The organism is Crocosphaera sp. XPORK-15E (assembly GCF_034931425.1).
Classification (GTDB): Bacteria; Cyanobacteriota; Cyanobacteriia; order Cyanobacteriales; family Microcystaceae; genus UHCC-0190.
On record NZ_JAYGHQ010000015.1, the window covers coordinates 54,101 to 80,581 of the forward strand.

At 38.5% G+C, this 26,481-nt stretch carries 24 protein-coding genes and 4 pseudogenes; 16 read left to right on the forward strand and 12 right to left on the reverse strand.

Features of this window, described 5'->3' with window-relative positions:
* The first annotated feature begins 83 nt into the window (after positions 1-83).
* Together VB691_RS17030 and dps are read left to right on the forward strand one after the other, a co-directional pair.
* Positions 84-1,793 carry a P-loop NTPase fold protein gene (locus VB691_RS17030; protein WP_323292712.1) on the forward strand — a complete coding sequence of 570 codons (1,710 nt, stop codon included), beginning with the start codon at positions 84-86 and terminating at the stop codon, positions 1,791-1,793.
* Positions 1,794-2,039: 246 nt separating this feature from the next.
* On the forward strand, positions 2,040-2,561 hold the full coding sequence (gene dps, locus VB691_RS17035) for a DNA starvation/stationary phase protection protein Dps (protein ID WP_323292713.1): 522 nt from the start codon (positions 2,040-2,042) through the stop codon (positions 2,559-2,561).
* 90 nt (positions 2,562-2,651) lie between these two features.
* Here the strand turns inward: dps and VB691_RS17040 are convergent, their stop codons facing one another.
* Positions 2,652-3,191, reverse strand: coding sequence for an EF-hand domain-containing protein (locus tag VB691_RS17040; RefSeq protein ID WP_323292795.1), 540 nt, complete (start codon positions 3,189-3,191; stop codon positions 2,652-2,654).
* A pseudogene (locus VB691_RS17045) lies at positions 3,168-4,511 on the reverse strand (NAD(P)/FAD-dependent oxidoreductase); the annotation flags it as partial. The pseudogene VB691_RS17045 and the gene VB691_RS17040, both read right to left, overlap by 24 nt.
* A gap of 257 nt (positions 4,512-4,768) precedes the next feature.
* On the opposite strand from VB691_RS17045, the pseudogene VB691_RS17050 reads away from it, so the two are divergent.
* Positions 4,769-4,873: pseudogene (locus VB691_RS17050) on the forward strand (hypothetical protein); the annotation flags it as partial.
* A 46-nt stretch (positions 4,874-4,919) separates the two neighbouring features.
* Here the strand turns inward: VB691_RS17050 and VB691_RS17055 are convergent.
* Complete coding sequence (locus VB691_RS17055) at positions 4,920-5,468, reverse strand: PAS domain-containing protein (protein ID WP_323292714.1); 549 nt, start codon at positions 5,466-5,468, stop codon at positions 4,920-4,922.
* Between the two features lie 365 nt (positions 5,469-5,833).
* Between VB691_RS17055 and sufD the strand changes: the two genes are divergently transcribed.
* The 5 genes from sufD to VB691_RS17080 all read left to right on the forward strand — a co-directional run bounded on the left by sufD (position 5,834) and on the right by VB691_RS17080 (position 12,006).
* A complete protein-coding gene (gene sufD, locus VB691_RS17060) occupies positions 5,834-7,180 on the forward strand; it encodes a Fe-S cluster assembly protein SufD (protein ID WP_323292796.1) in 1,347 nt (448 codons plus the stop codon).
* An 81-nt stretch (positions 7,181-7,261) separates the two neighbouring features.
* Positions 7,262-8,524 (forward strand): SufS family cysteine desulfurase, encoded by a 1,263-nt coding sequence (locus tag VB691_RS17065; RefSeq protein WP_323292715.1) that lies wholly within the window; start codon positions 7,262-7,264, stop codon positions 8,522-8,524.
* 93 nt (positions 8,525-8,617) lie between these two features.
* Entirely contained in the window at positions 8,618-9,076 is a 459-nt protein-coding gene (locus VB691_RS17070) for a chemotaxis protein CheW (protein ID WP_323292716.1), read from the forward strand.
* A gap of 4 nt (positions 9,077-9,080) precedes the next feature.
* Positions 9,081-10,298, forward strand: a complete 1,218-nt coding sequence (locus VB691_RS17075; protein WP_323292717.1) for a CheR family methyltransferase — start codon at positions 9,081-9,083, stop codon at positions 10,296-10,298.
* 28 nt (positions 10,299-10,326) lie between these two features.
* On the forward strand, positions 10,327-12,006 hold the full coding sequence (locus VB691_RS17080; RefSeq protein WP_323292718.1) for a methyl-accepting chemotaxis protein: 1,680 nt from the start codon (positions 10,327-10,329) through the stop codon (positions 12,004-12,006).
* Positions 12,007-12,061: 55 nt separating this feature from the next.
* On the opposite strand, the gene VB691_RS17085 is transcribed toward VB691_RS17080, so the two are convergent.
* The 5 genes from VB691_RS17085 to VB691_RS17105 all read right to left on the reverse strand — a co-directional run bounded on the left by VB691_RS17085 (position 12,062) and on the right by VB691_RS17105 (position 14,776).
* Positions 12,062-12,400 carry a DUF433 domain-containing protein gene (locus VB691_RS17085; protein ID WP_323292719.1) on the reverse strand — a complete coding sequence of 113 codons (339 nt, stop codon included), beginning with the start codon at positions 12,398-12,400 and terminating at the stop codon, positions 12,062-12,064.
* 63 nt (positions 12,401-12,463) lie between these two features.
* Positions 12,464-13,174 (reverse strand): hypothetical protein, encoded by a 711-nt coding sequence (locus VB691_RS17090; protein ID WP_323292720.1) that lies wholly within the window; start codon positions 13,172-13,174, stop codon positions 12,464-12,466.
* Positions 13,149-13,475 carry an ATP-binding protein gene (locus tag VB691_RS17095; RefSeq protein WP_323292721.1) on the reverse strand — a complete coding sequence of 109 codons (327 nt, stop codon included), beginning with the start codon at positions 13,473-13,475 and terminating at the stop codon, positions 13,149-13,151. The genes VB691_RS17090 and VB691_RS17095 overlap by 26 nt, the downstream gene beginning before the upstream one ends.
* 97 nt (positions 13,476-13,572) lie before the next feature.
* Complete coding sequence (locus tag VB691_RS17100; protein ID WP_323292722.1) at positions 13,573-13,923, reverse strand: phage holin family protein; 351 nt, start codon at positions 13,921-13,923, stop codon at positions 13,573-13,575.
* 37 nt (positions 13,924-13,960) lie between these two features.
* Positions 13,961-14,776 carry a hypothetical protein gene (locus VB691_RS17105; protein ID WP_323292723.1) on the reverse strand — a complete coding sequence of 272 codons (816 nt, stop codon included), beginning with the start codon at positions 14,774-14,776 and terminating at the stop codon, positions 13,961-13,963.
* Between the two features lie 112 nt (positions 14,777-14,888).
* Between VB691_RS17105 and VB691_RS17110 the strand changes: the two genes are divergently transcribed.
* The 6 genes and pseudogenes from VB691_RS17110 to VB691_RS17135 all read left to right on the forward strand — a co-directional run bounded on the left by VB691_RS17110 (position 14,889) and on the right by VB691_RS17135 (position 20,708).
* The gene (locus tag VB691_RS17110) at positions 14,889-15,281 is read left to right on the forward strand and encodes a hypothetical protein (RefSeq protein WP_416245234.1); all 393 of its coding nucleotides are present in this window, start codon (positions 14,889-14,891) and stop codon (positions 15,279-15,281) included.
* Positions 15,282-15,553: 272 nt separating this feature from the next.
* Positions 15,554-16,803, forward strand: a pseudogene (locus tag VB691_RS17115) (RNA-guided endonuclease InsQ/TnpB family protein).
* A 53-nt stretch (positions 16,804-16,856) separates the two neighbouring features.
* Positions 16,857-18,029, forward strand: coding sequence for a transaldolase (locus tag VB691_RS17120; protein ID WP_323292725.1), 1,173 nt, complete (start codon positions 16,857-16,859; stop codon positions 18,027-18,029).
* Positions 18,030-18,206: 177 nt separating this feature from the next.
* Entirely contained in the window at positions 18,207-18,956 is a 750-nt protein-coding gene (locus tag VB691_RS17125) for a Uma2 family endonuclease (RefSeq protein WP_323292726.1), read from the forward strand.
* Positions 18,957-19,035: 79 nt separating this feature from the next.
* Positions 19,036-20,019, forward strand: coding sequence for a GntR family transcriptional regulator (locus VB691_RS17130; protein ID WP_323292727.1), 984 nt, complete (start codon positions 19,036-19,038; stop codon positions 20,017-20,019).
* 11 nt (positions 20,020-20,030) lie between these two features.
* Complete coding sequence (locus VB691_RS17135; protein ID WP_323292728.1) at positions 20,031-20,708, forward strand: lecithin retinol acyltransferase family protein; 678 nt, start codon at positions 20,031-20,033, stop codon at positions 20,706-20,708.
* 24 nt (positions 20,709-20,732) lie between these two features.
* Here VB691_RS17135 and VB691_RS17140 read toward each other — a convergent pair whose 3' ends face one another.
* Both VB691_RS17140 and VB691_RS17145 read right to left on the reverse strand, forming a co-directional pair.
* Positions 20,733-21,572, reverse strand: a complete 840-nt coding sequence (locus tag VB691_RS17140) for a lysostaphin resistance A-like protein (RefSeq protein ID WP_416245250.1) — start codon at positions 21,570-21,572, stop codon at positions 20,733-20,735.
* 269 nt (positions 21,573-21,841) lie between these two features.
* Positions 21,842-22,240, reverse strand: coding sequence for an AbrB family transcriptional regulator (locus VB691_RS17145; protein ID WP_323292729.1), 399 nt, complete (start codon positions 22,238-22,240; stop codon positions 21,842-21,844).
* A 589-nt stretch (positions 22,241-22,829) separates the two neighbouring features.
* Here VB691_RS17145 and VB691_RS17150 point away from each other — a divergent pair.
* Positions 22,830-23,810: a succinate dehydrogenase/fumarate reductase iron-sulfur subunit gene (locus tag VB691_RS17150; RefSeq protein ID WP_323292730.1), complete on the forward strand. Its 981-nt coding sequence runs from the start codon at positions 22,830-22,832 to the stop codon at positions 23,808-23,810.
* Between the two features lie 811 nt (positions 23,811-24,621).
* On the opposite strand, the gene hemJ is transcribed toward VB691_RS17150, so the two are convergent.
* Positions 24,622-25,185, reverse strand: coding sequence for a protoporphyrinogen oxidase HemJ (gene hemJ / locus VB691_RS17155; protein ID WP_323292731.1), 564 nt, complete (start codon positions 25,183-25,185; stop codon positions 24,622-24,624).
* Positions 25,186-25,421: 236 nt separating this feature from the next.
* On the opposite strand from hemJ, the gene VB691_RS17160 reads away from it, so the two are divergent.
* Positions 25,422-25,559: a hypothetical protein gene (locus tag VB691_RS17160; RefSeq protein ID WP_323292732.1), complete on the forward strand. Its 138-nt coding sequence runs from the start codon at positions 25,422-25,424 to the stop codon at positions 25,557-25,559.
* Positions 25,560-25,564: 5 nt separating this feature from the next.
* On the opposite strand, the pseudogene VB691_RS17165 reads toward VB691_RS17160, so the two are convergent.
* Positions 25,565-26,481: pseudogene (locus VB691_RS17165) on the reverse strand (WD40 repeat domain-containing protein); the annotation flags it as partial.

The window sequence follows — 26,481 nt, forward strand, 5'->3', positions numbered from 1 at the left end:
AATTATTTGTGACTTTTTTGAGAGGGTTACTAGGCAATCAATTAAATTTTTGCTAACATAAATAAAATCAGCAATTTACAATTATGATGTCTAGTAATTCTACTCAGTCTAATCTTCAAGGTGGCCGTCAACAGGTAAAAGAAGTTCTTGATTTATTTCTTAATGATAATCAGCTTAATGTGTTAGCTATTAAGGGTAAGTGGGGAGTTGGAAAAACTTATTTTGTTGAAGATTTTCTTAAAGATTTTCTTAAAGAAGCTAACAAAGGATATTATTATGCTTCTGTTTTTGGTTTATCTTCCCTTGAACAGTTAAAAGCACAAACTTTAGCGGGTTATGTTTCCCATGAAAATAATGCCATTGTAAAAAAAAGGGTAGGAAATTGGTGGGGTTTATTCAATAACAAGTCATCACTAATGGAAAAAAATACAGTAACCAGTGATATTCTAATTCCCAATATAGGAAATTTTAAACTAACAGGGCCAATGATTATGATGGCTAGTAATTTGCTATTAAATTTAATGTTTAATAAAGTAAAAAAATCAATTATTTGTATTCATGATCTCGAAAGAAAATCAAGCTTAAAACTAGATGAAATTTTGGGGTTTATTGAACATTTAGTTCAAAAACAAGAATGTAAAGTTATTCTCATCTATAATGAGGAACATCTTTTAAATGATGACACCTCAACAAAAGCATTAAAAGAATATCGAGAGAAAGTTATTGATATTGAGGTAGAGTTAAACCCGAAGGTAGACGAAAACCTTTGTATTATTTTTCAAAAAGATGATCCTGATATAGAAGTTATTCAAAAAACCTTTAACACTGCTAACACAAATAACATCAGAATTTTCAAAAAAATTCATTGGAATTTAGATAAATTTAGACCTTTAATGGAAAATTGGGAACCGAAAGTTCGTTCTCAAATTATCATCAATATTATTGTAATTTCTTTGGTTAAACTTGATCATAGTTATGGTGTGAGTATAGATACGGTTTTAACTTATACAGAATATTTTTCGATACATGAAAAAAATGTAGAAAATTCAGAAAGAATAAAGGAGAGATCTAAACTTTGGGATTGTGGATATTCTAATCTGGAAATTAATACTGAAATTCGCAATTTTATAGAAACTTATTTATTAGATGAAAATGAATTTGTAAGTAAGGGAGAAGTATTGAATAAAAAAGAAGTGACAGGAAAAATTCTTGAAAAATTAGATTTGATTTGGCAACCTTATTATAATTGTTTTGGAGATTCTGAAACAGAGATTTCAAATCGAATAACTCAATTTTTAGAAAGTCATTATCTTGACATATCAATTGAGCAATTTAAAACATTAGAAAAATTAGCTTCAGTGATTAAAGTAGATATTTCTAGTTATAAAAAACCATTGTTAAAGCATATTATAAAAATAACAGAACCTAATGATTTAGAAAGTTTAAGATCTAGAGTGAATGATTTTCCTGATTTACTAGAATTTCTAGAAAGCAGAATTACAGAATATTATGCCAGTAAAGATATTACAACAGTTTTACTGGGTATTGTTGACAAAAATTCTTCTTCAGAAGAAGATAGAGAGTTTTTAAATCGTCAAACTATTGATGATTATTATAAGTGGCTTCGTGTTGGTCACCCTAAATTATGTGACATGGTTAAATCATATTTTTATCAAGGAAATCTTCTTTCTGATAATTTAAAAGAAGCCATCAAAAAACTAGCTAGAGAAAGCCCCCTCAATGCAATGAGAGCAAAATCTCTTTCTATTATTACTGATGAGCCAATAGACTAATTTTGTGATCAAGCAAATCTTCTAATCGGTGGGTTACGGTGGATAATCAATTAACCTATTAGCTGCATAAGATATCCCCACCTAACCCACCCTACACAAGAGTTTTAGAGTTTATGCTTGACAAGTCATACTCATTATGACTACAATGAGGCCAATCAAACTCATAACGACTTCCACTTAAGAACCAAAGGGATAAACCTAATAAGGGAAGTGGAGTAGAAATATTAACGAAAAGGAGACATAATCATGGCAACAGCACAAGTCACGAAACCCCAAGCAAAAGCCCGTTTATACCCCACTCGTATCGATATTGCTGCAGATGTACGTCAAGAAATTATTGCTATCCTTAGTCAAACCTTAGCTACCAGTTTAGATCTCAAAACCCAAGCTAAACAAGCCCATTGGAATGTCAAAGGACTAGATTTTTACCAATTACATGAGCTTTTTGATACCCTAGCGGGTGAATTAGAAGGCTATGTGGATATGGTAGCGGAAAGAATTACTGCCTTGGGAGGGACAGCCATGGGAACTGCCAGAATTGCGGCATCTGAGTCCTTAATTGCCGAATATCCCTATGATATCGTCGATGGTGTCCAACATATCACCGCCTTAGCTGATCGTTATGCTACTTATGGGGCCCATCTTCGTGAAGCCATTGGTAAAACTGATGAATTAGGAGATGCTGATACGGCTGATCTTTATACCGAGATTTCCCGTGATATTGACAAACGATTATGGTTTTTAGAGGCTCATCTGATTAAGCAATAAAATACCTTAAAGGTAAGATCAGTAGTAGTCGATTCTACTACTGATCTTACCTTTAAGGAAGTTCTCTCTATTGTAAACTAGACACAACAGTTAAGCTTGAGGAACTGCGGTTTTGAACTGGTCAAAAATTTGAGAAAACTCCTCATAACTAAGTTCTTGATCGCCGCTAGTATCAGCTAACTTGAGCATTTGCTCAATTTCAGCATCAGAGATCCCTGTGTCACTGTCTCGCAAACATAACTTTAATTCTTCGAGACTAATACGACCCGAACCATCAAGATCAAAGAAGCGGAAACGTTGTAACATGGCTTCTTCCGAGGTATCCGTTAAATCACAATGGATAAGATTCGTAAACTCAGCCAGGGTGAGACTTTCACTATTAGGACTGACTGTGACCATATCCATCACTTCAGCGAATCTCTCAGGAGAATAAAAACGACCCACAGACTGCAATAAAGCTTGTAGTTCTGACTTAGATAAGACTTTGTCCCCATCTTGATCAAACCGCTTGAATGTCTCTTCATAAAAGGCCATTTGCTTGTGATCGATCGAGCTAACATCATAAGTAACTTCTTTTTTACCTTCAGCGATCGCACTCAAATGTTCAATGGCAGTCAAGGTATAAGCCATCTTCTCATTGTCATCTTCAAGCTGAATTTCAGGATCTTGTCCTGGTGTAGTAATTAAACGCGCCCCTTTACTTTCTGTAAAGTAACTCCAGGCCCACTGAGTCATCACAATTAGCTTATTGTCGAATTCGAGCAGGTAGAAGACATGGATAAATAACCAGACAAACCAAGCGAGGAAACCGGATAATTTTATCCATCCCATATCGACAACAGCTTGGTGTTTGCCAATAACCGCTAAGTTACCCCAGTCCGTATACTTAAACGGGGCTAAAGGCTTGTTTGTTAAACCATTGCGGATAAAACGGGCGACATATTCCCCTTCTTGCATGGCTACAGGGGCGATACCGGGTAAAATACCCCCTTTACCGTCGGGATAATGAGCTACGTCCCCAATGACAAAGATATTCTCGTATTTAGGTAGATGAAAATTAGGCTCAACTATAACTTTTCCCGCTTTATCTAGTGGCGCGTCGGCACATTCAGATAAGATATTAGCAACAGGAGAAGCTTTCATCCCTGCTGTCCAGAGAATAGTACGGGCGCGAATTTGCTCTAAGGTATCACCACAACGGTAGGTTATACATTGGCCCCTAATATCGTTGACTCTAACCCCCGTTTTCACCGTCACCCCTAGGTTTTCTAAGGATTTTTGGGCTTTGAGTGAAAGATGGTGAGGATAGGCAGGTAAGATGTATTGAGGACTCTGTAAGAGGATTATTTTCGCTTGGGAAGTGTCAATATTGCGGAAATCTTCTTTTAAGGTTCCATGGGCTAATTCAGCTAAGGCTCCTGCTAATTCTACCCCAGCCGGGCCCCCACCTACTAAGACAAAGGTTAACCATTCTTTTCTTCTTTCGGGGTCAGGTTCTTTTTCCGCGGCCTCGAAGGCAATAAATATCCGCCGACGAATTTCTTGGGCGTTTTCAATGGTTTTTAAGCCTGGGGCCTTATCTTCCCAGTTATTGCCAAAGTATTGATGGGTCACACCTGTGGCTACAATGAGGGAGTCATAAGCAATTTCTCGGTAACGCATTTTGACCGTTTGTCTTTCGGGGTCAATGTCGGTCACTTCTCCCATTAACACTTCAGTATTTTTATTTTTACTTAAAAGAGAGCGTAATGGGGAAGAAATATCAGCAGGGGATAATCCTCCGGTTGCTACTTGATATAGTAATGGTTGAAAAACATGAAAGTTTCGTTTATCAATTAATGTGACTTTGACGGGGGCTTTGGCTAGTTTTTGGGCGGCATAAAGTCCTCCAAAACCACCACCGACAATGACGACATGATGAAGATCAGTGTTATTGTTCTGACTAACCATAAGTTTTTTCTCTTCCTTGGTTTGGCTTGGGGAATTTAAGGACAACTAATAATCAAACAAAACCTACACATCTTTTTTATTCTAAAAAAGACGCATTAAGGATCGTGAATTTGCTTGAGGGAATTGGGGGGGGTTAAGGTCTAGAGTTTTACTTAATTAATAGCTTAATTTATCTACAAAAGTTTTAAAGTATATATTAATACTGTTTCATTTACAAACATCCTATATAAACAGATAGAAGTCCAAGTCTTGAAGGTCATTTTTACCTGGTTAAAAGTGTAGCTATAAGTGCTGATGGTAGGACTATTGTTAGTGGGAGTTGGGACAAGACTATCAAGGTTTGCAATTCTGTAGGGGTTTAATAGTATTAAGTCCCTACAGAATTGCAAACCGCAACAGCCCTTAGATTTAAACTGTGACATCTCTTATGGAGGCGATATAGGCAGTCTTTGACTCCCAAGTAATGCTAGAAACCTGCATTTCCGCCATAATTATGTGACCCCCAGGACGAAAAATTGTTACCTCTGTATTTTCGTCTGCTATAGGTAAGCCTAAAAAATGATTGATTAATTCAGATTTAGGACGACCAAATAGTTTCTCACCAGCTGAATTAATAAACTTTACTTTTCCTTCATGATTAATAAGCAATAACCCATGTGCTACCCCTTCTATAATTCGTTGAAAATCGCTTTTATTGACTTCTTGATTATCTAGATTTTTGAGTTGTTTAATAACTTGCTCTTTGACTTCTAATGCTTGTTTAGGCTGCTCATTTTCTTGACTCACTTGAGCTATAGAGTCCTCATTTGTGCTTTGATTATCTGTTCTTTTTCTTTGTTTGTTGATGGCTAGTTTCCCTTGAAATGGCAGTTTTTGAAAGAATAAAGCATTATTAATCACAAAAGAATTGGATGCTTTTGCATCTAATAGCTTATTAAGCTTCAATTTCGTTTTCATGGGGAGGTAGGAAATGATTAGTATACTTCAAAAATAACATCACTTTAATTCCTGTTCTGTACAAAATGGCACAATTGTTACTTAGCAGGTAAACACAACAATGACACATTTATCAATGAATAATTAATAATTGATAATTAATAATTATTCATTATTCATTATTACGCCATGGCCCTACGTCTGCTGTTTCTCCAAGAAATATCAAACACCCTATGATGCAAAAAAGCAACTTTAACAACAAAAATGTTGCTAAACTATTGTAAGATAGTTATAGAGCCAGGTTCAGTCAACCGATGGCATCAACCTTTTAGACAGACTTAACCTGTTTAGAGAGAGCGTACTTGCGTATTACTTCAATTAACCGCATGAATAACCCAACCCTAGATAAAACGAGTCAAGAAACCTACCTAGACAACTTATTACAGCAGTGTCAAGCAAATTCTCCTGTTATTGATGCTGAATATCTGCAAAACTTAAGGAAAAATGCTGTTTCTCAGGTCAAAGAATTAAGCCTTCCTACTCGTCGGGATGAAGAATGGCGGTTTACTGATCTCTCTGAATTATATCAGTTAGAATTTAAAACAGCAAAACCTGAGAAAGTTACTCAACAAATTGCTGATATTTTTATCTTACCCGAAGCCCAAAAAAGCTGTATTGTTTTTGTCAATGGGCAATATGTTTCTGAGTTATCTAATGTTTCTGCTTTATCGACAGATATCTATGTTGGTAATTTAAACAATCTTTCAGATACACAAAAAAGTAAGATTGTCAAGTATTTAGGGAAACAAGAAGGGGAAAAAGACGCATTTACCGCATTAAATACAGCAGGATTTAAGGATGCTGCTGTCATTTGGGTTAATCCTAATATTGTGGTTGAAACCCCCATACAATTGCTATTTATTGCCGTTGCTAGTGATACTCCTACCCTCATTCAACCTCGTACTTTAGTAGTAGCGGAAAAGGGTTCTAGTTTGTCTTTTGTTGAATATTATGGCAGACTTGAACAATGTTCTGACGTGATACAAAATCAGCCTTATTTTACTAATTCTGTGACAGAAATTTGGTTAGAAGATAACGCCCAAATTAATCATAGTCGCATCCAACGAGAATTAGCGAATAGCTTCCATATTGGTAAGAGTGCCATTACTCAAAATCAAGATAGTCGTTATACTTGCAATGAGGTAAATTTAGGAGCAAAATTATCTCGTCATACTCTACAAATTTTACAAAATGGCAACCAAACAGAAACCCATCTTAACGGGTTAACAATGATTGATAATCAGCAAATTTCAGATACTCATAGTGCGGTTTTGCTCAATCATCCCTATGGTGTAACCAATCAATTACATAAATGTATTATAGATGGTAATGCTCACGGGGTTTTTAATGGCAAAATATTCGTTCCTAAACCTGCTCAAGTTACCAGTGCTACCCAATTAAACCGGAATTTGTTATTATCATCTAAAGCTCGTATTAATACGAAGCCAGAATTACAAATTACGGCGGATAATGTTAAATGTTCCCATGGGGCAACTATTAGTCAATTGGAAGCGGATGAACTCTTTTATTTACAGAGTCGGGGGTTAAATGAAACTGATGCCCGTCATCTACTAATTGATGCTTTTGCAGCAGAAATATTAGAAAGAATTCCCGTAAATTCTCTCCAAGAAAGACTAACTCAATGTGTTGCTTGTCGTACCGTAGATGCTTAATTAAGGGCGTAAGCATTGCGCCCCTACAAATTCACAAAATTCACAAAGGGCGTAAGCATTGCGCCCCTACAAATTATAATTATGACTGCCATTAAAGAAAAAACCATCGCCACCAAAGTTCGTGCAGATTTCCCAATTTTACACCAAGAAATTCACGAAAAGCCCTTGATTTATTTAGACAATGCTGCTACTTCTCAAAAACCTGTAGCGGTACTTGATGCGTTGCGGAATTATTACGAAAAAGACAATGCAAATGTTCATCGTGGGGCCCATACTTTAAGTGTCAGAGCAACAGAATCTTATGAAGGGGCAAGAGATAAGATAGCTAAGTTTATTAATGCTGCTTCTCGACAAGAAATCATCTTTACAAGAAATGCAACTGAAGCTATCAATTTAGTTGCCTATAGTTGGGGTATAAATAATCTAAAACCAGGAGATGAAATTATCACCTCAGTGATGGAACATCATAGTAATATTGTTCCTTGGCAAATCATTGCAAAACAGACGGGGGCAGTGATTAAATATGTACAATTAACCGACAATGAAGAATTTGATTTAGAACATTTTAAATCTTTGTTGTCTGAGAAAACCAAGTTAGTTACTATTGTTCATGTTTCTAACACATTAGGTTGTATTAATCCCGTTGAAGAAGTTATCAATTTATCTCATAAAAATGGGGCTAAAGTCTTAATTGATGCTTGTCAAAGTGTTCCCCATACTCCCATTAATGTGCAGGAAATGGGTTGTGATTGGTTAGTAGCAAGTGGACATAAAATGTGTGGCCCGTCAGGAATTGGTTTCTTGTATGGAAAGCAAGCAATTTTAGAAGAAATGCCCCCATTTTTAGGCGGGGGAGAAATGATCAATGAAGTCTTTTTTGATGGGTTTACCTGTGGCGAATTACCCCATAAATTTGAAGCAGGAACCCCCGCCATTGGAGAAGCGATCGCTTTAGGGGCGGCCGTTGATTATTTAATGGGTATAGGCATGGATAATATTCATGCTTATGAGGAAGAATTAACCGCCTATTTGTTTAAAAAACTGGCAGAAATTCCTAACCTGAGAATCTATGGGCCAAAACCCACAGAAGACGGTAAAGGAAGGGCAGCCTTAGCCGCCTTTAATATAGAAGGAATACACGGCAGCGACTTATCAACCATCTTAGATCATGAAGGCATTGCCATTCGTTCCGGCCACCATTGTACTCAACCCTTACATCGTTTGTTTAAGGCCTCTGGAAGTGCCAGAGTAAGTTTATATTTCTATAATACTCGTGAAGAAATTGATGCTTTTATTGTGGCGTTAAAAGAAACCATTGATTTCTTTATGAATATGATGGAATAATATCAAGATAGCCTGCGTTTTTGGGGGTGGGTTTAACCCACCTTTTTTATCGCCGTATAATAGCAATATCTGGGAGTTTCTTAAAAAAATAGTATGCTCTTACTGCTCTTTCACCTTGGGGATGAAAAATACGCCATTGACAGTAAACAGGTGGCAGAAATTATCCCCCAAGTTTTGCTGAGAAAACTATATCAAGCTCCAAAATATGTGGCAGGAGTCTTTAACTATCGTGGTAAAATTGTGCCGGCCATCGATTTATGTCATCTAATTGGGGGTTATCCCTGTCGTCATTGCCTCAGCACTCGGATTATCATGGTAAATTATCCCATGCCTGATGGTACAACGCGCTACGTCGGACTGCTGGCAGAGCGAGTGACGGATACCATGTATAAACCCAAAAATGAGTGGATTCCCACAGAAGTCAATTCTGAGTCAACGACTTATTTAGGTGAAATGATTCCCGAAAAAGACGGGATGATTCAACGACTACGGGTAGAAAAATTACTATCAGACTCCCAACGGACATGGCTTTTACCTGAAAATCGGTCCTAGTAGCATGAATCAGCATTATCAGATGATCGAAGCATTACTTGCCCAAAGAATGGGCTGGGAGGTGAGCAAAATTGGGTCACGCCAATTGACCAAAGCTATTGCCGCCCGTCAAAAAGCCTGTGGTTTCATCGATCTTCGTTCCTATCTTGAACGCTTACAAGCGAATGCCAAAGAATTTCAGGAATTAATTGAACAACTGGTTGTCAGAGAAAGTTGGTTTTTTCGCCATCGAGAAGCCTTTGTTCTACTCCGTCACCATATTACTAACCAATGGCTGCCAAACCATCCCCAAGAAACCTTAAGGGTGCTAAGCATTCCTTGTTCCACGGGAGAAGAACCCTATTCCATTGCTATGACTTTACTCAATTCTCCCTTAGCACCTCAACAATTGCAGATTGAAGGGATGGATATTAGTCAAATCGCCTTAAGCTATGGAAAACAAGGGATTTATGGCAAAAATTCCTTTCGTAATCATGATTGGGTAGAACATCAACAATTTTTTGAGATCAACGAAGAAAGCTATCATATCTCTGAGTCTATTCGCCGTCAAGTGAAGTTTAGCAGCAGAAATCTTCTGGCCCCTTGGTTGCCGGGTGATCCTCCCTATCATGTAATTTTTTGTCGTCATTTATTAATTTATCTGGATGAATTGGCCCGCGATCGCGTGATCAAGACCCTTGATCGCTTACTATGCGATCAAGGTCTGTTATTTGTGGGGGCAGTGGAAACCACCTTGATTAAATCCCCGACTTTCCGCTTTATGTCCCATCCGTCAGCCTTTGCTTACCAAAAAATCCTCACCCCATCTTCCCCGACACCTCCCATTGTCTTTGGGCCCGTTTCACCCGTAACAAAAAGCAAAAAACCTCAAACATCCCAGCGCGTCCCCTTATCTTCACATAAAGTTTCAGAACCTAAACTTTCTTTCTTGGAAATGGCGCGACAACTCGCTAATCAGGGAAAATTAAAAGAAGCGGCCCAGTCTTGTCATGACTATCTGAAACGCTCTCCTATTGATGCCTCTGCCTACTTATTATTGGGGGAAATTTATCAAGCAGAGGGGAATAATGAACAAGCGCAACGATATCTCCAAAAAGCCCTTTATCTCAAACCTAATTATCGTGAGGCTTTAGCGCATTTGGTATTACTCAGGGAAAGTCAAGGAGATACTCAAGGGGCGGCCGTTCTCAAAAATCGTATGCAACGACTAGACAATCTTTAAGGCTGAAATTATGAAGATCTACAAATCAATGTCTATTGAATCAAAACTACTCGGATTGCTGATTTTTTCAGCCTTTATCATGGGAGTGGGGGCAGTTGTGACTTGGGTGGGAATGTCCCAACTCTATGCAGAAGTCAGACAAATGGCTGAACAGGATCTTTCTTTGATCCAAAATTTGATTCAAATGCAGGAAAATCAACTGGCCCAAGTGGTGGATTTTGAACAGGCCCTCAGAGCCGGAATTAATACTACTAAAAATGCTAACGATCAAACTAATTTTAATCAATCTAGAACTAACTTTCTGGATAAACAAAGTCGCGTAAGCAGTGCTATTGAAGCCTCCCAAAGTTTGATTCAAAAGCAAATTCAAGTCACTAATAATCAGTCAGAAAAGCAAAACTTTGAAGCCATTGCTAAGAACTTAAATGAATATCAGCAAAGTTATATTTTTTATAATAACCAAGCGGAACAAATGTTCAGCTTAATTATGAGTAATCAAGTCCCATCTGCTAAAATTGCTGCCATTAAAATTCAACCCTTACAAGAACAACTAAAACAAGAAAATACGGAACTTTTACAACAGGTTGTTGGTTTATCCCAAGAAGCGGCTAATATTGCTAAACAACATCAACAAAATACTGTCACCATTGTTTCTTTTACCTTCCTAATTAGTATTATTGCTATTTTAAGTTTAGGTTATTGGATAACTCGTAATATTACCCGTTCATTAGGGAGAGCAGTTCAGGTAGCTGAAGCGGTTTCTCTTGGTAATTTAACGGCGGAAGTTGAAGTGACATCTCAAGATGAAATTGGGCAATTATTAGAAGCTTTAAGAACTATGATTGAGAACCTCAATTCTCTCATTTCTAAGGTGCAACATTCTGGCATTTCTATTACCAGTTCAACGACGCAAATGGCGGCTTCTCGGAAACAATTAGAAGCAACTTTAACGGAACAAATTGCCTCTACTAATGAAGTGACAACTACGGCCCAAGAAATTGCTAATACTTCAGAAGAATTAGTCAAAACTATGGAGCAAATCACGGAAATGTCCCAAGGCACAGCCCAGGCAGCAAGCCAAGGACAGCATGATTTAGGGAGGATGGAAACTACTATGCGACAATTAGCAGACGCAACCACATCTATTGCTTCTAAATTGGGGGTAATGAGTGAAAAAGCTCATAATATTAATAGTGTGGTTTTAACCATTACTAAAGTGGCTGATCAAACTAATTTACTCTCTCTTAATGCTGCCATTGAAGCAGAAAAAGCGGGAGAATATGGGGCTGGTTTTGCGGTTGTAGCGAGGGAAATTAGACGTTTAGCTGATCAAACTGCGGTGGCAACTTTGGAAATTGAACAGATGGTTAAAGAGATGCAATCTGCTGTTTCTACTGGTGTTATGGAAATGGATAAATTTAATAAGGAAGTTAGTAATAGTGTGGAAGATGTGGGGAGTATTAGTCATCAAATTGCCCAGGTAATTGAACAGGTACAAAGTATTACCCCACGCTTTGAATTAGTCAGTAAAAGTATGGAAGAACAATCTCGCAGCGCACAACATATTCGGGAGGCAATGGAACAACTTAGTGAAGGTTCTGAACAAACCGCTTATTCTTTACATGATACTCATATTGTTCTCGAACAATTAGATGATGCTGCCCAAGGTTTACAGGCTGAAATATCTGTATTTAAAGTAAAAAGTTAAGTGGTAATAGATGAACTACCCCTCAAACTCTGTAGGGACAATTCATGAATTGTCTCTACATGAATACTCTAACTTTTAATGAATCTTGTCTTTGTTGTTTAATCTGTTTCATTTTTTCTCTTTGAGGGGAATGGTGTTTTAAGGCTTCTTTATAATGAGTTTCTTGCCAGTTTTTTATTCGTAATAAATAAGCCTCAATTTTTAATTGATTCTGGAGATAATAAGTAATAGTCGCGTAGATTTTTTCTAAACTCAAATCAGGATAAATTCCTCTTATTTCTTCGGGGGTATATCCTTCTTTAAAATAGAATAATACGTTATCAATTCCAATTCGATGACCTTTGATTCTAATATCATCTTCAGAAATAAAGACAAAATAATCTTCTAATTGCATAATTGATGTTTTTGTTATTCAAACCTATTCCATACTATAGCTAACCTGCTGACTTGCGACTAATTACTTTTTACTTAAACAAATATCCCGCAACTCTTTCTCCTCATCATGACTCTGTAAATATCCGTCTACCCACCCACACCCCTCATTCATTAATTTATCTAAATCAAAATTCCACATTTTTTGCTCAGACTGCTGTAGTATTTTATCTTGTTCTCTGACGGCATTTTCTACTTCCAGTTGTGCTAATTTAACATTTTTGTCTGCTTCTATTGCTTTTTTGACTGCTTCTTGCGCTTGCGTTGTTGCTTTCAGTTCCTTTATTTTAGCCTCATCAACTTTTTTATTAGCTTTAATAACTTCATCTTTAGCATTTTCTGTTTGAGTATTAGCATCGTTAACTTTTTTATCAGCATCGTTAACTTTTACATTCGCATCAGCAATTTTATTGTTAGCGTCTCTAATCTTTTGAGTTGTCCATAATGTTGTTCCTCCTGCTACTAATAACAAAGATACTGCAATGACTCCACTAATTGTAACTCGTCTTTTTGCTTTGCGGTTTTGTTGTTCTAAATTCGTTTTAGTTGTTCTTGCTTCATCAATTTCTATTTGAACTTGTTGTAAACTCCTTTCTGCAATGATTCGTTGTTCTCTTTCTTTATTTAACTGTTCTAATAATTCCTGATATTTAGTTTCTTGTTTTTCCCGAATAAAGCGCACAAAATAATCATGCCATAATTGATAAGAGTCATAAGGTTTCTCTTGTATCAGCAATATCTACATCAGTCACCTCTAAATCTTGATCAGATTCAAAATAAATAACAAAAAAATTATCCCTTTCTAAATCATCCTTTAAACACAATAATTCCGTTGACTTACCGCAGCCAATATGTCCTGAAAATAGGGTACAACTGGGTTCATTCGGATCAGGAAAAATGATTTGATTCTTTAACTTTGCAACCATTTCTTCCCCTCGTACCTCAGAAAAATCAATATAATATTGACGATCTTCTTCCTTTTGAATATTGAGAGTTTTGGTTGGGTTAGTAGCACGAAAAAATTGTTTAATATCCATTATTATCTAAATCAGTAAGCTTCTCATTATTAGTAAGGTAGGCAATGCCTACCTTACAGTTATAGCGTTTTTCACACTTATAAGGTACATTAGCAGTCTAAACTTCTTTAGGTTCTAAAGCTTGACTTAACACACTAGAAACAAAAGAAAGAATTATTGAGCCAAATAAAGCATCCCAAAAGGAATTAATCTCAAATCCAGGAGTAAAATAAGAGACGAGAGAAAAAGAAATTGCATTAACAACAAATAAAAATAAGCCCAGAGTAAGAAAAGTTAAAGGCAGGGTAAATAAAACAAGAATAGGGCGAACAACAGCATTAATTAATCCCATAACCAAAGCAGCGATCGCTGCTACCATCACCCCTTTAATGATAATGCCTGGAACCAAATAAGCAGTAATCAATAATGAGAAGGCGGTAATGATCCAAGTAAGTAAAAATTGTGACATAATCTTCGTCTTAGCAGATATCGTTGTCACCGATATTTTAACCTACCTCAGAGGGATTACGAGCATGAGAATGGGTTTTTTGTAATGTATGGGTTTTCGCACCCAGATTAACCCCTTCCTCCGATTGTTCTAATACTAACAGGGGGGTGGGTTTCGCTTTTTGATCCCAATTCATAGAAACAACATGGCCTTGAATGGCCGGTTGCCAATGTTCATTATTCGTACTCGGAGACAGAAACATCTCAATACACTCAATAAGTTGGCTAACTGTGGCCGCACTTGACTGAGTGGGTAACTTGGTTAATTTAATTTCAATGCGAAACAAAATCCCTTTATTCCATTTGCCTTCTTGGGTTTCCACTTCGTAAGTGACATCAAAACTTTCATCAATTTGTCTACCACCGGCCACAACTCCCGCCTGTACTCTATCCGTATTTGGCCGTAGGGCAGTGCCGATTAATTGAGTCACTTTCATCTTAATTTGATTGACAACCACATAGTGAAAAACCTCCTCATCCATTCGCATTCGCAAATAATCCAGGTTGAATTCCCTAGCATGGACTAGATCTGGGTTTTCCTCCATCTTTCTAATGGTAACTAACGCTAATTTCAGCTTTTTCTTGAGATCTTTACTCTTAAATTGTTCAAAGGTGAGGGCTTTCGTCGTTTTATTCAGTTGCCATTTACCATAACTCACTAAAGCAATGATTATGATTAACAGTGATAGGGTGCTAATCATCCAAAGCTGTCCACTAAGATTGTTGGACTTAGCAGGAGGGGTGACAGAAAGAGATTGAGGGCTTTCTGTGGTTTGTGCTAAAAGTGGTTGACTGAAAAACCATGGAGAAGACATAGGGATGATGAGTTAAGATTGGCTTGATATCTTAAGAATTCCCAAAAGTAGGGTCAGATCCATACATTCTTTAGGAAAATTTTTTAAAGTCTATTTCTTAAGGTGAGGTCTAATGAAGGGATTTTTTCTCTGTTGTTGTTTGTTATTATGTTTGAGTTTCTGGGGCTGTCAATCGGATTCTAACACTCCCCCTGAGCTTTCTCCATCTTCTCCTGAACCCACTACTAATCAAAAACCCATGAATGATCAGACTCAACCCCCTAATACAGTCATTACGGCTGTGACTGAACAAATTGCTCAACAAACCGGCCTTAAAACTGATGCTTTACAAATTCAAGAAACTGAAGTAAAAACTTGGTCAGATGGCTGTTTAGGCCTGGCTAAACCCGATGAATTCTGTACTCAGGCTTTAGTAGAAGGATGGCGCATTGTGGTGACGGATGGCCAAAAAACTTGGGTATATCGCACCGATCAAACCGGCCGGAATTTGCGTCAAGAATCTTAAGGATTCAGATAATTTGGGGATTATCTCTCGTCCCTAAGTATATGTGCAAATTTTGACAATTTTGGCGATAATCATCTCAGGAAATAACGTTTCAATGATTAGGAATTCCTGAAATTCTCCGTCCTAGAGAGAGCCAAATGATATCGTTAAGAGCGATAGGATTATCGGAAATTTTGGGTTTAACACCCCGTCGTAGAACGACGGCTCTTTGATGCTTGTCAATGACGAGCGTTGTGTGCTAAGCTATATTTAGGTGTTACGGCTTAACATAAATGTTAGTTTTCGAGTTTAAAGTTAGAGCGAAAAAACATCAATACTTAGCCATAGACGAGGCAATTAAAACGGCTCAGTTTGTCCAAAACAAGTGTTTACGCTATTGGATTGACAATAAAGAAGTTGGGAGATATGACCTTAATAAGTATTGTCGTGTATTGGCTCATGACTTTAAGTTCGCTAACGAATTGAATTCTCAAGCTAGACAGTCAAGTGCTGAAAGAGCATGGTCAGCCATATCTCGTTTTTACGACAACTGCAAGAAGAAGATTCCAGGCAAAAAAGGATATCCAAGGTTTAAAAATAATTGCCATTCTGTTGAGTATAAAACAACAGGATGGAATCTTGACCCTTTAACCCGTAAGGCTATTACCTTTACTGACAAAAAAGGTATTGGGAGGCTTAGATTAGTGGGAACGTATGACTTACATTTCTACAAGATTGAGGCTATTAAACGGGTTAGATTAGTTAAACGTGCGGATGGATATTACTGCCAATTCATTCTTTCAGTTGACCTAAAAATAGAAACCCAACCAACAGGTAAAGCTATCGGTTTAGATGTGGGGCTGAAATCTTTCTACACTGACCACGAGGGAAATAAAGTAGAAAACCCTCGCTTTTTAAGAAAAGGTGAGAAGAAAATTAAAAAACTTCAAAGAAAAGTTTCTAAGAAGAAAAAAGGTTCTTCTAATAGGAGAAAAGCTAGACAGAAATTGGGTAGGAGACACCTCAAAATAAGTAGGCAACGTAAAGAGTTTGCTAAAAGAATAGCATACTGCGTAGTTCAGTCGAGAGATTTGATCGCTTACGAAGATTTGAGAATAAAGAACCTAGTTAAAAATCACTGTTTAGCTAAGTCGATAAGTGATGCTGCATGGTATCAGTTTCGTCTTTGGTTAGAGTATTTTGGGACAAAGTATGGTAAACATACTATTGCCGTTCCACCCCAATATACATCTCAAAATTGTTCTAACTGTGGCAAAACTGTGAAAAAATCTCTGTCAACGAGGACTCATATTTGTTCTTGTGGATGCACTCTCGACAGAGATGAGAATGCGGCACGAAATATATTAAGAATTGGTTTAAGTACCGCAGGGCATACGGGAACTTGGCTGCATGACAGTCAAAACGCTTGGGGAGAGGATGCCTCTACTTTGGTTGGTGGTAACACCTGTCAAAGTAAGCAACCTCTGTGAACCAGGAATCCCCGCCGTTCTACGGCGAGGGAGTGTCAATAATCTTTAGTTAGCTACATCACTATCTGAAATTTTTGACTTTGACACTCATCTGTAAGGAGTAATTATGGCAACATTATTAGAGCAACTTCGGGAATTTACCATTGTGGTTGCTGATACTGGGGATATTCAAGCTATTGAAACGTTTACACCCCGTGATGCCACCACTAACCCTTCTTTAATCACCGCAGCGGCCCAAATGCCCCAATATCAGTCCATTGTGGATGATACTCTCAAAACGGCGAGAGCAGAATTGGGCAAAGATGCCTCGGCCTCTGATGTGGTGACTTTAGCCTTTGATCGCTTAGCTGTGTCTTTTGGGTTAAAAATCCTTAAAATTATTCCTGGGCGTGTCTCAACAGAGGTAGATGCGAGATTATCCTATGATATGGAAGGAACCCTCGAAAAAGCACATTATTTGATTTCTGAATACGAAAAAGCAGGAGTATCCCGCGATCGCATTTTGATTAAAATTGCTTCAACTTGGGAAGGGATTAAAGCGGCTGAAATTCTCGAAAAAGAAGGGATTCACTGCAATTTAACTCTATTGTTTGGAATGCACCAAGCGATCGCCTGTGCGGAAGCTAAAGTTACCTTAATTTCTCCCTTTGTGGGCCGCATTCTTGACTGGTATAAAAAAGAAACAGGAAAAGATTACGCCCCGGATGAAGATCCTGGGGTGGTTTCGGTAACAAGCATCTACAATTATTACAAAAAGTTCGGTTACAAAACCGAAGTAATGGGCGCAAGTTTCCGTAATATTGGCGAAATTTGTGAACTAGCTGGTTGTGATTTATTAACGATTTCTCCTAAGTTGTTAGAACAATTACAATCAACGGAAGAAGCTTTACCTCGCAAGCTAGATCCCAAGAAGGCAGCAACCATGGATCTTGAGAAAATTTCCTTGGATAAAGCTACTTTTGATGAGATGCACAAGACAGATAGAATGGCCTATGACAAGCTAGATGAAGGAATTAGTGGCTTTAGTAAAGCCCTAGAAAGCCTTGAAGAAATGCTCAAAGAAAGATTGGCCAGTCTTGAAGGAGATCTCACTGTGAATAATGCAGCAGCCGACATTTTCCGAGTCTATGATTTAGATGGAGATGGCTTTATTACCCGCGAAGAATGGGCCGGGACTGATTTGGTATTTGATGCGATCGACATTAACCACGATGGCAAAATTACCCCTGAAGAAATGGCGGCCGGTTTAGGCGCGGCCATTGGTTTAACTGAAGGTTAAGGCTGTGGGGTGGGCCTTCTTGCCCACCTTCCACTCCTCCAAATATGGTGAAAGGTAAAAAGTTTATCCTAATGTCGGGCAGAATACCCCATCGTATTACGTTGGGGTACCTCACTTCAGAGGTTTCCTGTCCAAATTGGTTAAAATAATCTCAGATATAATCGACTCTACTCAACTATGAGCTTAAAAACAACAGTTAAACCAAAAAGTATCGGCCATAAAATTATTTGGGAAACCTTACCTGATGACTTTGAATTACCCGATGAACCTGTGGATAATTTAACTCAACCTCTCTTAGCAGCAGTATTACGAGAAATTCTAGAAATTGCTGGTTTAATTAGGCCAGAAATGCTCATTGCAACTAACTTTGGTATTTGTACTAAAGTAGATGGAAAAACAGCGATTAAAGCCCCAGATTTGGTTTATATTCCTCAAGTTAAATCAACGGAAAAGGAACGAAAAAGTTATACCCCTTATACAGACGGGGATTTGCCTGTAATTGTCATGGAATTTATTTCAGAAACTGAGGGAGGTGAATATTCTATTAATCCCCATTATCCCTATGGAAAATGGTATTTTTATGAGCAAATTTTAAAAATTCCTGTATATATAATCTTTCATCCCCTAGAGGGAATCTTAGAATGTTATCGCTTAGTAGAAGGGCATTATCAAGCTAAAAATACCAATGATAAAGGTTATTATTGGCTTGAAGAAATCAACCTATTTTTAGGGGTTTGGCAAGGAACAAAAGCTGATCGTTCTGGTTATTGGTTACGGTGGTGGGATAGTTCAGGAAACCTGCTTCTTTGGGGTACAGAACGCATCGAACAAGAAAAACAAGAAAAGGAGATACTTTTGAAAAAACTTAAAGATTTAAGTCAAAGACTCAAAGAAATGGGTATTGAACCTGAAGTTTATGATAAATAGAAGTAAGAACATTTGTTCAGGGAACGATTCAGGCTAAAATAGCATCCTATAATTTTAGTGTTCCCTTGGCGTGGTTGCTATGCTCCAGTTTCAAATACAGTCCGACAGTGATATTCCCGCCTCTAAACAACTGTTTGACCAAATTCGCTTTGCCATTGCCTCCCGTCAATATCCCCCTGGCCACCGTTTACCCAGTACCCGACAATTAGCCACCATTACGGGACTCCATCGCAATACTATCAGTAAAGTCTATCAACAATTAGAAGAATCTGGCCTCGTTGAATCTATTGCTGGGTCTGGTATTTATGTGAAAGCACAACGCCACGAAGACGCATCCTTACCTGACTCTCCTTTGTTTAGCAAATATCCTGATGCCAGTCAACTCATTCATAAAAGCCTTGATCAACTCCTCTGGGAAGGGTTAACCTTAACTCAGGTCAAAGAATTGTTTCTCGCTGCCATAGACTGGCGTTTACGCTGTAGTGCGAAGGTTTTAGTAACTGTACCTAACCGAGATTTAGGGGCCGGTGAACTCATTTTACAGGAATTAGAGAAGGCATTGGCCATTCCTGTACAGTTAGTCCCGATGGAAGAGTTGCCCCAGATACTCTCTACAACCCAGTCGGTAACAGTCGTTACTAGCCGTTATTTTATCGCAGAAGCAGAGTCTATTGCCTCTCCCTATGCAACTCGTGTTATTTCTTTGGATATTTATGATTATGTGAAAGAACTCGCTATGATCAAAGAATTATCCACAGATACTCGTTTAGGTATTGTTAGTTTGAGTGTGGGAATTATTAGTGTGGCCGAAATTTTGATTCACAGTTTGCGGGGGGATGATTTATTATTAATTTCAGCCCAAGCAAGCGATCGCCATCAACTTTTGGCTTTGGTTAGATCTGCTCAAACTATTATAACTGATCCGGCCAGTTATCCCATTGTTAAACAGGCTATTCTAGCAGTGAGAGATGATTTAATTCGTCCCCCTGATGTAATCTGTTCTGAGAATTATATTGGAGAAAAATCTATTAATTTATTAAAACGAGAATTAGGATTAGGATAATTGATTTAATTATGGCACAGGGCGATCAATTGTATGTTTATCGAGAATTAATGAACCTAGAAGGGGTTTATGAACATCATGGCATTGACTGCGGAGATGGGACAATTATTCACTATCGAAAACCGAGTGAAGTGGTTGAACGGACTTCTTTAGAAACTTTTAGGAGAGGAAACACAATTTATTTACGACAATATCCTGATAGTTTTTGTTTTATTGCTGATGTTGTTGTCAGTCGTGCTAAAAGTCGTTTAGGAGAAAAAAAATATAATTTATTGTTTAATAACTGTGAACATTTTGCCACCTGGTGTAAAACAGGAATTAACTACAGTAAACAAATTCAAGAATTTATACCAGTCATCAAAAACATTAAAGTTGATAATTTATATAATCCTCTAAAAAATGCCTTACAAGATACCGAACCTCAAACGGCTAAAGCTTTATTAAACAGTGCATTAGGAGATCTTAAAAATGTTTGGGATGATATTCAACCGAAATATAAAATAGCGATTAAAGAACAAGAAACCTGGCAAAAAGTGGCACAAGAAGCCGTAAGACGTAACCGTGATGATTTGGCCCGTGCTGCCTTACAAAAAAAGTTAAACTATCAACAACAAGCTAATCAATTAAAAGAACAATTAGAGCAATTAGCTATTTTAACCGAAGATGTTTTAAAGAAGCTTAATATATAGTTTTTTTTACGATAAATAAGTCTTTTATAAAAGTGGCCATTGCCATAAAATTAAACCTGTTCCTAATAAACACAAAATTCCCATAACACCCGCTAAAGGTTGCTTATTAATGCCAATTATCCACTCTATTTTTTCATCCTTATAAGATATCATTTGCGCCGCATCTAAACAAGATAAACCCCACACCCAACCCGCATGAAGTCCCCAAGCTAACCCTAAACTCCCCTCATCAACAATTCTCGCTAACACTAAAACCATCCCCATCATCCAAAGTCCAGGTAACTGAGGTATCGTTTCTTTGCGTTCCCATAACAAATGCACTAGCGCAAAAATACTACTTGCGATGATGGCGGCTAACCATTTCTCATAATCTTGTTCTAAGATAGTCTGAAAAATTCCCCGAAAGACGAATTCTTCTGTGAACCCTATCCATAATCCTAACCCCAAAATAGGCAACGCAACCTTACCCAGACTAATTAGGTTCTCAGGATGCCATTTTAGCCACCCCAAACGACTTTCTAAAGCAAAAATGATTCCTAACCCGCTAACCCCCATCACAATGCCTAAAATGAGGGAAACCAAAAGCTGCGATCGCCAGGATAACCCATAATCAGATAAACTTGTTCCTTCCACCATCAGGGTAAACCATGCCAACAGGGGAACAATTAAATACAAAGGAACTAATAAAGGGAGTTTTTGGGCTACGCTTAGGGGTTGAAAGGGTTGCCAATGCAACTTTTTTCCTAATGGCAAAGCAATGGGCAACCAAAAAATCACCCAAGCTAATAAGAAAAGAGAGATTTTACTCCCAGAAGGAAGCATCTTGAAAGTATTAAGCCAATGACCAAAGTGGGGAAGTAACATTTCTTGCCACTTGACCCCATTAGGAGTCAGGGCCAAGGCATTTTTGACAGGGATTAAGGAGAGCATAGGGGCAGAATAGCTAAGAATTCTCATCTGACGATAACATATCTTTTTAGCTAGAGTCCGCCCCACAATGTTTGAGTATCACTCTCGTTTGAATTGAAAGGTTTCACCTGTGCCGCCCTTCAAGATCAGCTTACAGACTAGCTTCTCTTTTTCGATTTAGTTTGATGGCATCAAGTTAATCTTTATCCCTAAATGAATGAGAATTAGGCCGCGTCATCATCCATTGCTTCACCCTCAACATCGAGTTGTTTGAGGTGAATGTGCTTGTAGCCTAATTTAATTTCAAATTCATCCCCTGGTTTCAATCCCATCTGCTCAGTATAGGTAGAACCGATGACAATTTGACCATTCTTATGAACGCTGACACGGAATGTAGGTTCACGGCCACGGCCATCTTTAGCCATACCAGGTTCAAGAGGAACGCCTTTCGCACCGAGAACAGCATCATAAAAGTCTGTTAAATTAACGCGAGTTTGGCCCTCTTTTGTGACTGAGTAATAACCACATTTCTTGGCTGTTTCCCGCCGAGGCAAGTGGGACAACTCTTTTACTTTTTGAAGTAGGGCCTTTCCTGTTAAGGTAGTAGGATTTGGGTCAGTCATGATCTTGTCAATGTTCCTTGATTTTATCTCAGTGGTTCGTTTCTTTTGTTGATCTTTATTGATCATATCAAAAATATAGCGTTAAATTCCTAAGTTGAGCAAAAAAATTTCAAGAATTATGAAGTGGATTCGGGGAGACTTAAAGGGGGGGAAATTGATGGCACCTGACCCCTCTCCAGATAAATTGCTCCAAAAGATCCCCCAAAATTTTAGTCACTCACACACTCTAAGAAGCTTCAGAAAGTTAGAGATCAAGATGCTCAAAAGTTGACTAGGCTTAAGTTTCAGTTACTATAAGTGTGGCCAGACTGGTCAGATTCAGTGCCAAGTCAATTAGTGCTAAGCCATTTCCTAAACATGGATCATATCGGTTTCAGGAACCTAAGCTGTTACCGAATGTAGGGGCGCAAGGCTTGCGCCCTAGGGCTGACTTGCTAAAACCTACTTGAAATGCGTTTTAACTGAGGTCAGGCCCCCGTAAATCTGTAAAATGTATTAAATTAAAACCCATTATGTTCACTCGCACTGCCTGACACAATAAAATAAAGGAGCTAGTCAGTCTCCTAATAAAATTATCTTCATTGCTTCCATGCAAGTCCTGTTTAAAATTCTTCGACAAAAGCCCAATAGTGCGCCTCAGTTCCAGAGTTATCCCTTGGAGGTTCAGCCTGGTAATACCATTTTAGAATGTCTTAATCGAATTAAATGGGAGCAGGACGGCGGTTTAGCCTTTCGTAAAAATTGTCGCAATACCATTTGTGGCAGTTGTAGTATGAGGATTAATGGTCGTTCTGCTTTAGCTTGTAAGCAAAATGTTGCCCAAGAATTAGAAATGTTGCCCCAGTCCCACCAGCAAGACTTACCCACTATTACTATTACCCCTTTGGGCAATCTGCCCGTAATTAAAGATTTGGTGGTGGATATGTCACGGTTTTGGGATAATTTGGAAAAGGTAGATCCTTATGTCAGCACCCAGGGACGCAAGATTCCTGAAAAAGAATTTTTGCAGACCCCGCAAGAGCGATCGCGTCTTGATCAAACGGGAAACTGTATTATGTGTGGGGCTTGTTATTCGGAATGTAATGCCATCACGGTTAATCCTGAGTTTGTGGGGCCCCACGCCCTGGCCAAAGCGCAACGCATGGTGGCTGACTCCCGTGATACTGAAATTGAAACCCGCTTAGACCATTATAGTCAGGGAACCCAAGGGGTTTGGGGTTGTACTCGCTGTTATTTTTGTAATGCAGTCTGTCCTATGGAAGTCGCTCCCATGGATCAAATTAGTCGTCTCAAACAACAAATTTTAGACCGCAAAGATGCTCAGTCTAGTCGCGCTATTCGTCACCGCAAAGTTCTAATCGATTTAGTTAAACAAGGAGGATGGATTGATGAACGTAAATTTGGGGTCTTTGTCGTTGGGAATTATTTTCGAGACTTACAAGGCTTATTGAGTATTGCACCTTTAGGATTACGGATGATCGCTAGTGGCAAATTCCCCTTATCCTTTGAAGCTTCTCAAGGTACAGCCGTCGTGCGATCGCTCATTGAATCGGTTCAACATGACGAATAAACCCCCCAAACAACAAGTTACCCGCCTGCGGAGGCGGGTTAATCAGTGTACAAAGGATATGGACTCCTATGAAATCTAAAGTGAATCGTTAGATAGTTACTAAAGTGGACACTTGATACACAATGAATCTCTTACATTCCTAACATCTTTTTGCCGACTCAGGTGTTGATTATGGTTCTCACCCTTACACCTCCTTAAAAACTCGTTTTCAAAAGCTGCGGGCAATACCATCATTGTTCGTGTAGGATGTCGGTGTTTGAAACCATTGCGTTGATTAGCGGCCGGCGGCACAAACCCTAATCAATTCCTTCCGTTTAGAAGTTTGGTGTACTTCCTTGTGCCTATTTGTATAGTAGCACTCACCTTAGAAAAATGTGAATCACTCTTTACCAAACTTAATAATTAATTTTAAGGCAATAAATAAAATTTCTGGTAATCTCATCGTCAAGGGTATTTATCGAAAAATCATGGGTCTAAAACCCCGCCCTTCAGGGCATAATTGTGCTACAATGGAATTGTAGCGTTAACGGCTACCTACTGGGGGTCCCCCAGGAAGTGACGACTAACCCTGAATTGGCAGGGTGTCTGGAAACAGATGGATGTATGACCTAGTAAGGTAAGTACCAGTCAGCCTAGTAAACCTCACAAGAGAGTAGGTTTCAACAAGTAATTGTTGAATCATACTCAACTGCCTTTAGGCAGTGGAGTATGTCAAACTGATCCCTAACCATTTAGGTTGATGGTTAATCATCCTCTAATGAATTGCCATCAACCCTTAACTATCAACAATTAACCTCAAATTTGCTGAATTTTAGTCAACAGATGAGCTTAACTTCTCTTGATCTAAGCGACGTTTTTTGGCGTATAGTTGGATAGATGCAGCCATAGCAATGACTAATGCAACGATTAGCCAAGTGGTTAAATCTAGGGGTAAATTGTTCTTGAAGACTGCTAATAAGACAATAACAACTAATAACAAGGTTGGGGCTTCATTTAACCCTCGAAACTGTTGTCCTGTCCATTGACATTCCCCTTTTTCTAACTGCCTCATGATGCGTCCACAGTAAAAATGATAACCCAATAATAAGACAACAAATGCTAATTTAATATGCAGCCATCCTGATTTTAAGATATCGGGTTCTGTGGAAACTAAGCCAATGGCCATGGCCACTGTCACCGCCATTCCTGGGGTTGTAATAATATTGTAGAGTCGTTTCTCCATAATTTCATACTGAGTCTTGAGAATGCTCTGAGCAGGTTCCGGTTGTTCAGATGCTTCGGCATGATAGACGAACAAACGTACTAAATAGAATAATCCGGCAAACCAAACCACAATACCGATTAAATGAAAGGCTTTAAACCAGTAATATGCCATAATTACTTACAAAATTGCTCCATTATTGCTCTGAAAATGAGTTTATCATTATCAAGCGATCGCTGTTTGTTGTAAAGATTTTGGTTGACAGTCTTGACTTGACATGATATTATATAGATAATGGAGAATCCATGCGCCTGTAGACACCTTGCCAGGAAACAGAATTAACTACAATTGAAACAGTGAACAGCATCGTCGGGGCTTAATAATATTAAAGCCATGGCCCTCAATGTAGGATGGTTTCCCAACCTATCACCCTGACTGTGGGAAGTCAGCAGTTGTGTGGGTTTAATGGTATTAAACCCCTACAAGATTATGGGGTTGGGGTTTGTATTCTGTGGGGGTTAACGGCCGTTGACTCCTACCATTGTTGACCTAATTATAACTGATTCCTCCACACCCTAATATCTGTATCCCCACCCCCACTAATAATTGTTCCATCTTTACTTATTGCTACACTTCTAACCGAGTCAGAATGACCTTCAAGGGTGCGTAATAATTCCCCTGTCGCCAAATTCCAGACTTTGATTGTATCGTCGGAACTCCCACTAACAACAGTCTGACCATCAGGACTTATGGCTACAGTATTAACCAAGTAAAAATGACCCTTAAGAGTGCGTAATAATTCCCTAGTGGCTAAATTCCAGACTTTGATTGTATCGTCGGAACTCCCACTAACAATAGTCCTACCATCAGCACTGATAGCTACACTCTCAACCGAGTCAGAATGACCCTTAAGAGTGTGTAATAATCTCCCTGTAGCTAAATTCCAGACTTGAATTGTCTTGTAGGAACTCCCTCTAACAACAGTCTGACCATCAGGACTTATGGCTACAGTATTAACCAAGGAAATATGACCCTTAAGAGTGCGTAATAATATCCCTGTAGCTAAATTCCAGACTTTGATAGTCTTGTCATAACTCCCACTAACAACAGTCTGACCATCAGGACTTATGGTTACACTATTAACCGAGTTAGAATGACCCTCAAGACTGCGTAATAATTCCCCAGTTTCTAAATTCCAGACCTTGATTGTATTGTCATGACTCCCACTAACAACAGTCTGACCATCAGGACTTATGGCTACACTATTAACCGAGTCAGAATGACCCTCAAGAGTGCGTAATAATTCCCCAGTAGCTAAATTCCAGACCTTGATTGTATTGTCATGACTCCCACTAACAATAGTCTGACCATCAGGACTTATGGCTACACTATTAACCGAGTCAGAATGACCCTCAAGAGTGCGTAATAATTCCCCAGTAGCTAAATTCCAGACCTTGATTGTATTGTCAT

What these genes read in the sequence shown, in the direction of transcription:
- VB691_RS17040 (WP_323292795.1), bottom strand. Translation starts at nt 3,191, where the DNA reads ATGGCTTATACCTTGACTGCCATTGAACATTTGAGTGCGATCGCTGAA.
- VB691_RS17140 (WP_416245250.1), bottom strand. Translation starts at nt 21,572, where the DNA reads ATGTTACTTCCCCACTTTGGTCATTGGCTTAATACTTTCAAGATGCTT.
- VB691_RS17130 (WP_323292727.1), top strand. Translation starts at nt 19,036, where the DNA reads ATGCTCCAGTTTCAAATACAGTCCGACAGTGATATTCCCGCCTCTAAA.
- VB691_RS17070 (WP_323292716.1), top strand. Translation starts at nt 8,618, where the DNA reads ATGCTCTTACTGCTCTTTCACCTTGGGGATGAAAAATACGCCATTGAC.
- VB691_RS17065 (WP_323292715.1), top strand. Translation starts at nt 7,262, where the DNA reads ATGACTGCCATTAAAGAAAAAACCATCGCCACCAAAGTTCGTGCAGAT.
- VB691_RS17030 (WP_323292712.1), top strand. Translation starts at nt 84, where the DNA reads ATGATGTCTAGTAATTCTACTCAGTCTAATCTTCAAGGTGGCCGTCAA.
- VB691_RS17160 (WP_323292732.1), top strand. Translation starts at nt 25,422, where the DNA reads ATGGTTTCCCAACCTATCACCCTGACTGTGGGAAGTCAGCAGTTGTGT.
- VB691_RS17125 (WP_323292726.1), top strand. Translation starts at nt 18,207, where the DNA reads ATGAGCTTAAAAACAACAGTTAAACCAAAAAGTATCGGCCATAAAATT.
- VB691_RS17100 (WP_323292722.1), bottom strand. Translation starts at nt 13,923, where the DNA reads ATGTCACAATTTTTACTTACTTGGATCATTACCGCCTTCTCATTATTG.
- hemJ (WP_323292731.1), bottom strand. Translation starts at nt 25,185, where the DNA reads ATGGCATATTACTGGTTTAAAGCCTTTCATTTAATCGGTATTGTGGTT.
- VB691_RS17105 (WP_323292723.1), bottom strand. Translation starts at nt 14,776, where the DNA reads ATGTCTTCTCCATGGTTTTTCAGTCAACCACTTTTAGCACAAACCACA.
- VB691_RS17075 (WP_323292717.1), top strand. Translation starts at nt 9,081, where the DNA reads ATGAATCAGCATTATCAGATGATCGAAGCATTACTTGCCCAAAGAATG.
- VB691_RS17095 (WP_323292721.1), bottom strand. Translation starts at nt 13,475, where the DNA reads ATGGATATTAAACAATTTTTTCGTGCTACTAACCCAACCAAAACTCTC.
- VB691_RS17080 (WP_323292718.1), top strand. Translation starts at nt 10,327, where the DNA reads ATGTCTATTGAATCAAAACTACTCGGATTGCTGATTTTTTCAGCCTTT.
- VB691_RS17145 (WP_323292729.1), bottom strand. Translation starts at nt 22,240, where the DNA reads ATGACTGACCCAAATCCTACTACCTTAACAGGAAAGGCCCTACTTCAA.
- VB691_RS17120 (WP_323292725.1), top strand. Translation starts at nt 16,857, where the DNA reads ATGGCAACATTATTAGAGCAACTTCGGGAATTTACCATTGTGGTTGCT.
- VB691_RS17055 (WP_323292714.1), bottom strand. Translation starts at nt 5,468, where the DNA reads ATGAAAACGAAATTGAAGCTTAATAAGCTATTAGATGCAAAAGCATCC.
- VB691_RS17085 (WP_323292719.1), bottom strand. Translation starts at nt 12,400, where the DNA reads ATGCAATTAGAAGATTATTTTGTCTTTATTTCTGAAGATGATATTAGA.
- VB691_RS17110 (WP_416245234.1), top strand. Translation starts at nt 14,889, where the DNA reads ATGAAGGGATTTTTTCTCTGTTGTTGTTTGTTATTATGTTTGAGTTTC.
- VB691_RS17150 (WP_323292730.1), top strand. Translation starts at nt 22,830, where the DNA reads ATGCAAGTCCTGTTTAAAATTCTTCGACAAAAGCCCAATAGTGCGCCT.
- sufD (WP_323292796.1), top strand. Translation starts at nt 5,834, where the DNA reads ATGAATAACCCAACCCTAGATAAAACGAGTCAAGAAACCTACCTAGAC.
- dps (WP_323292713.1), top strand. Translation starts at nt 2,040, where the DNA reads ATGGCAACAGCACAAGTCACGAAACCCCAAGCAAAAGCCCGTTTATAC.
- VB691_RS17135 (WP_323292728.1), top strand. Translation starts at nt 20,031, where the DNA reads ATGGCACAGGGCGATCAATTGTATGTTTATCGAGAATTAATGAACCTA.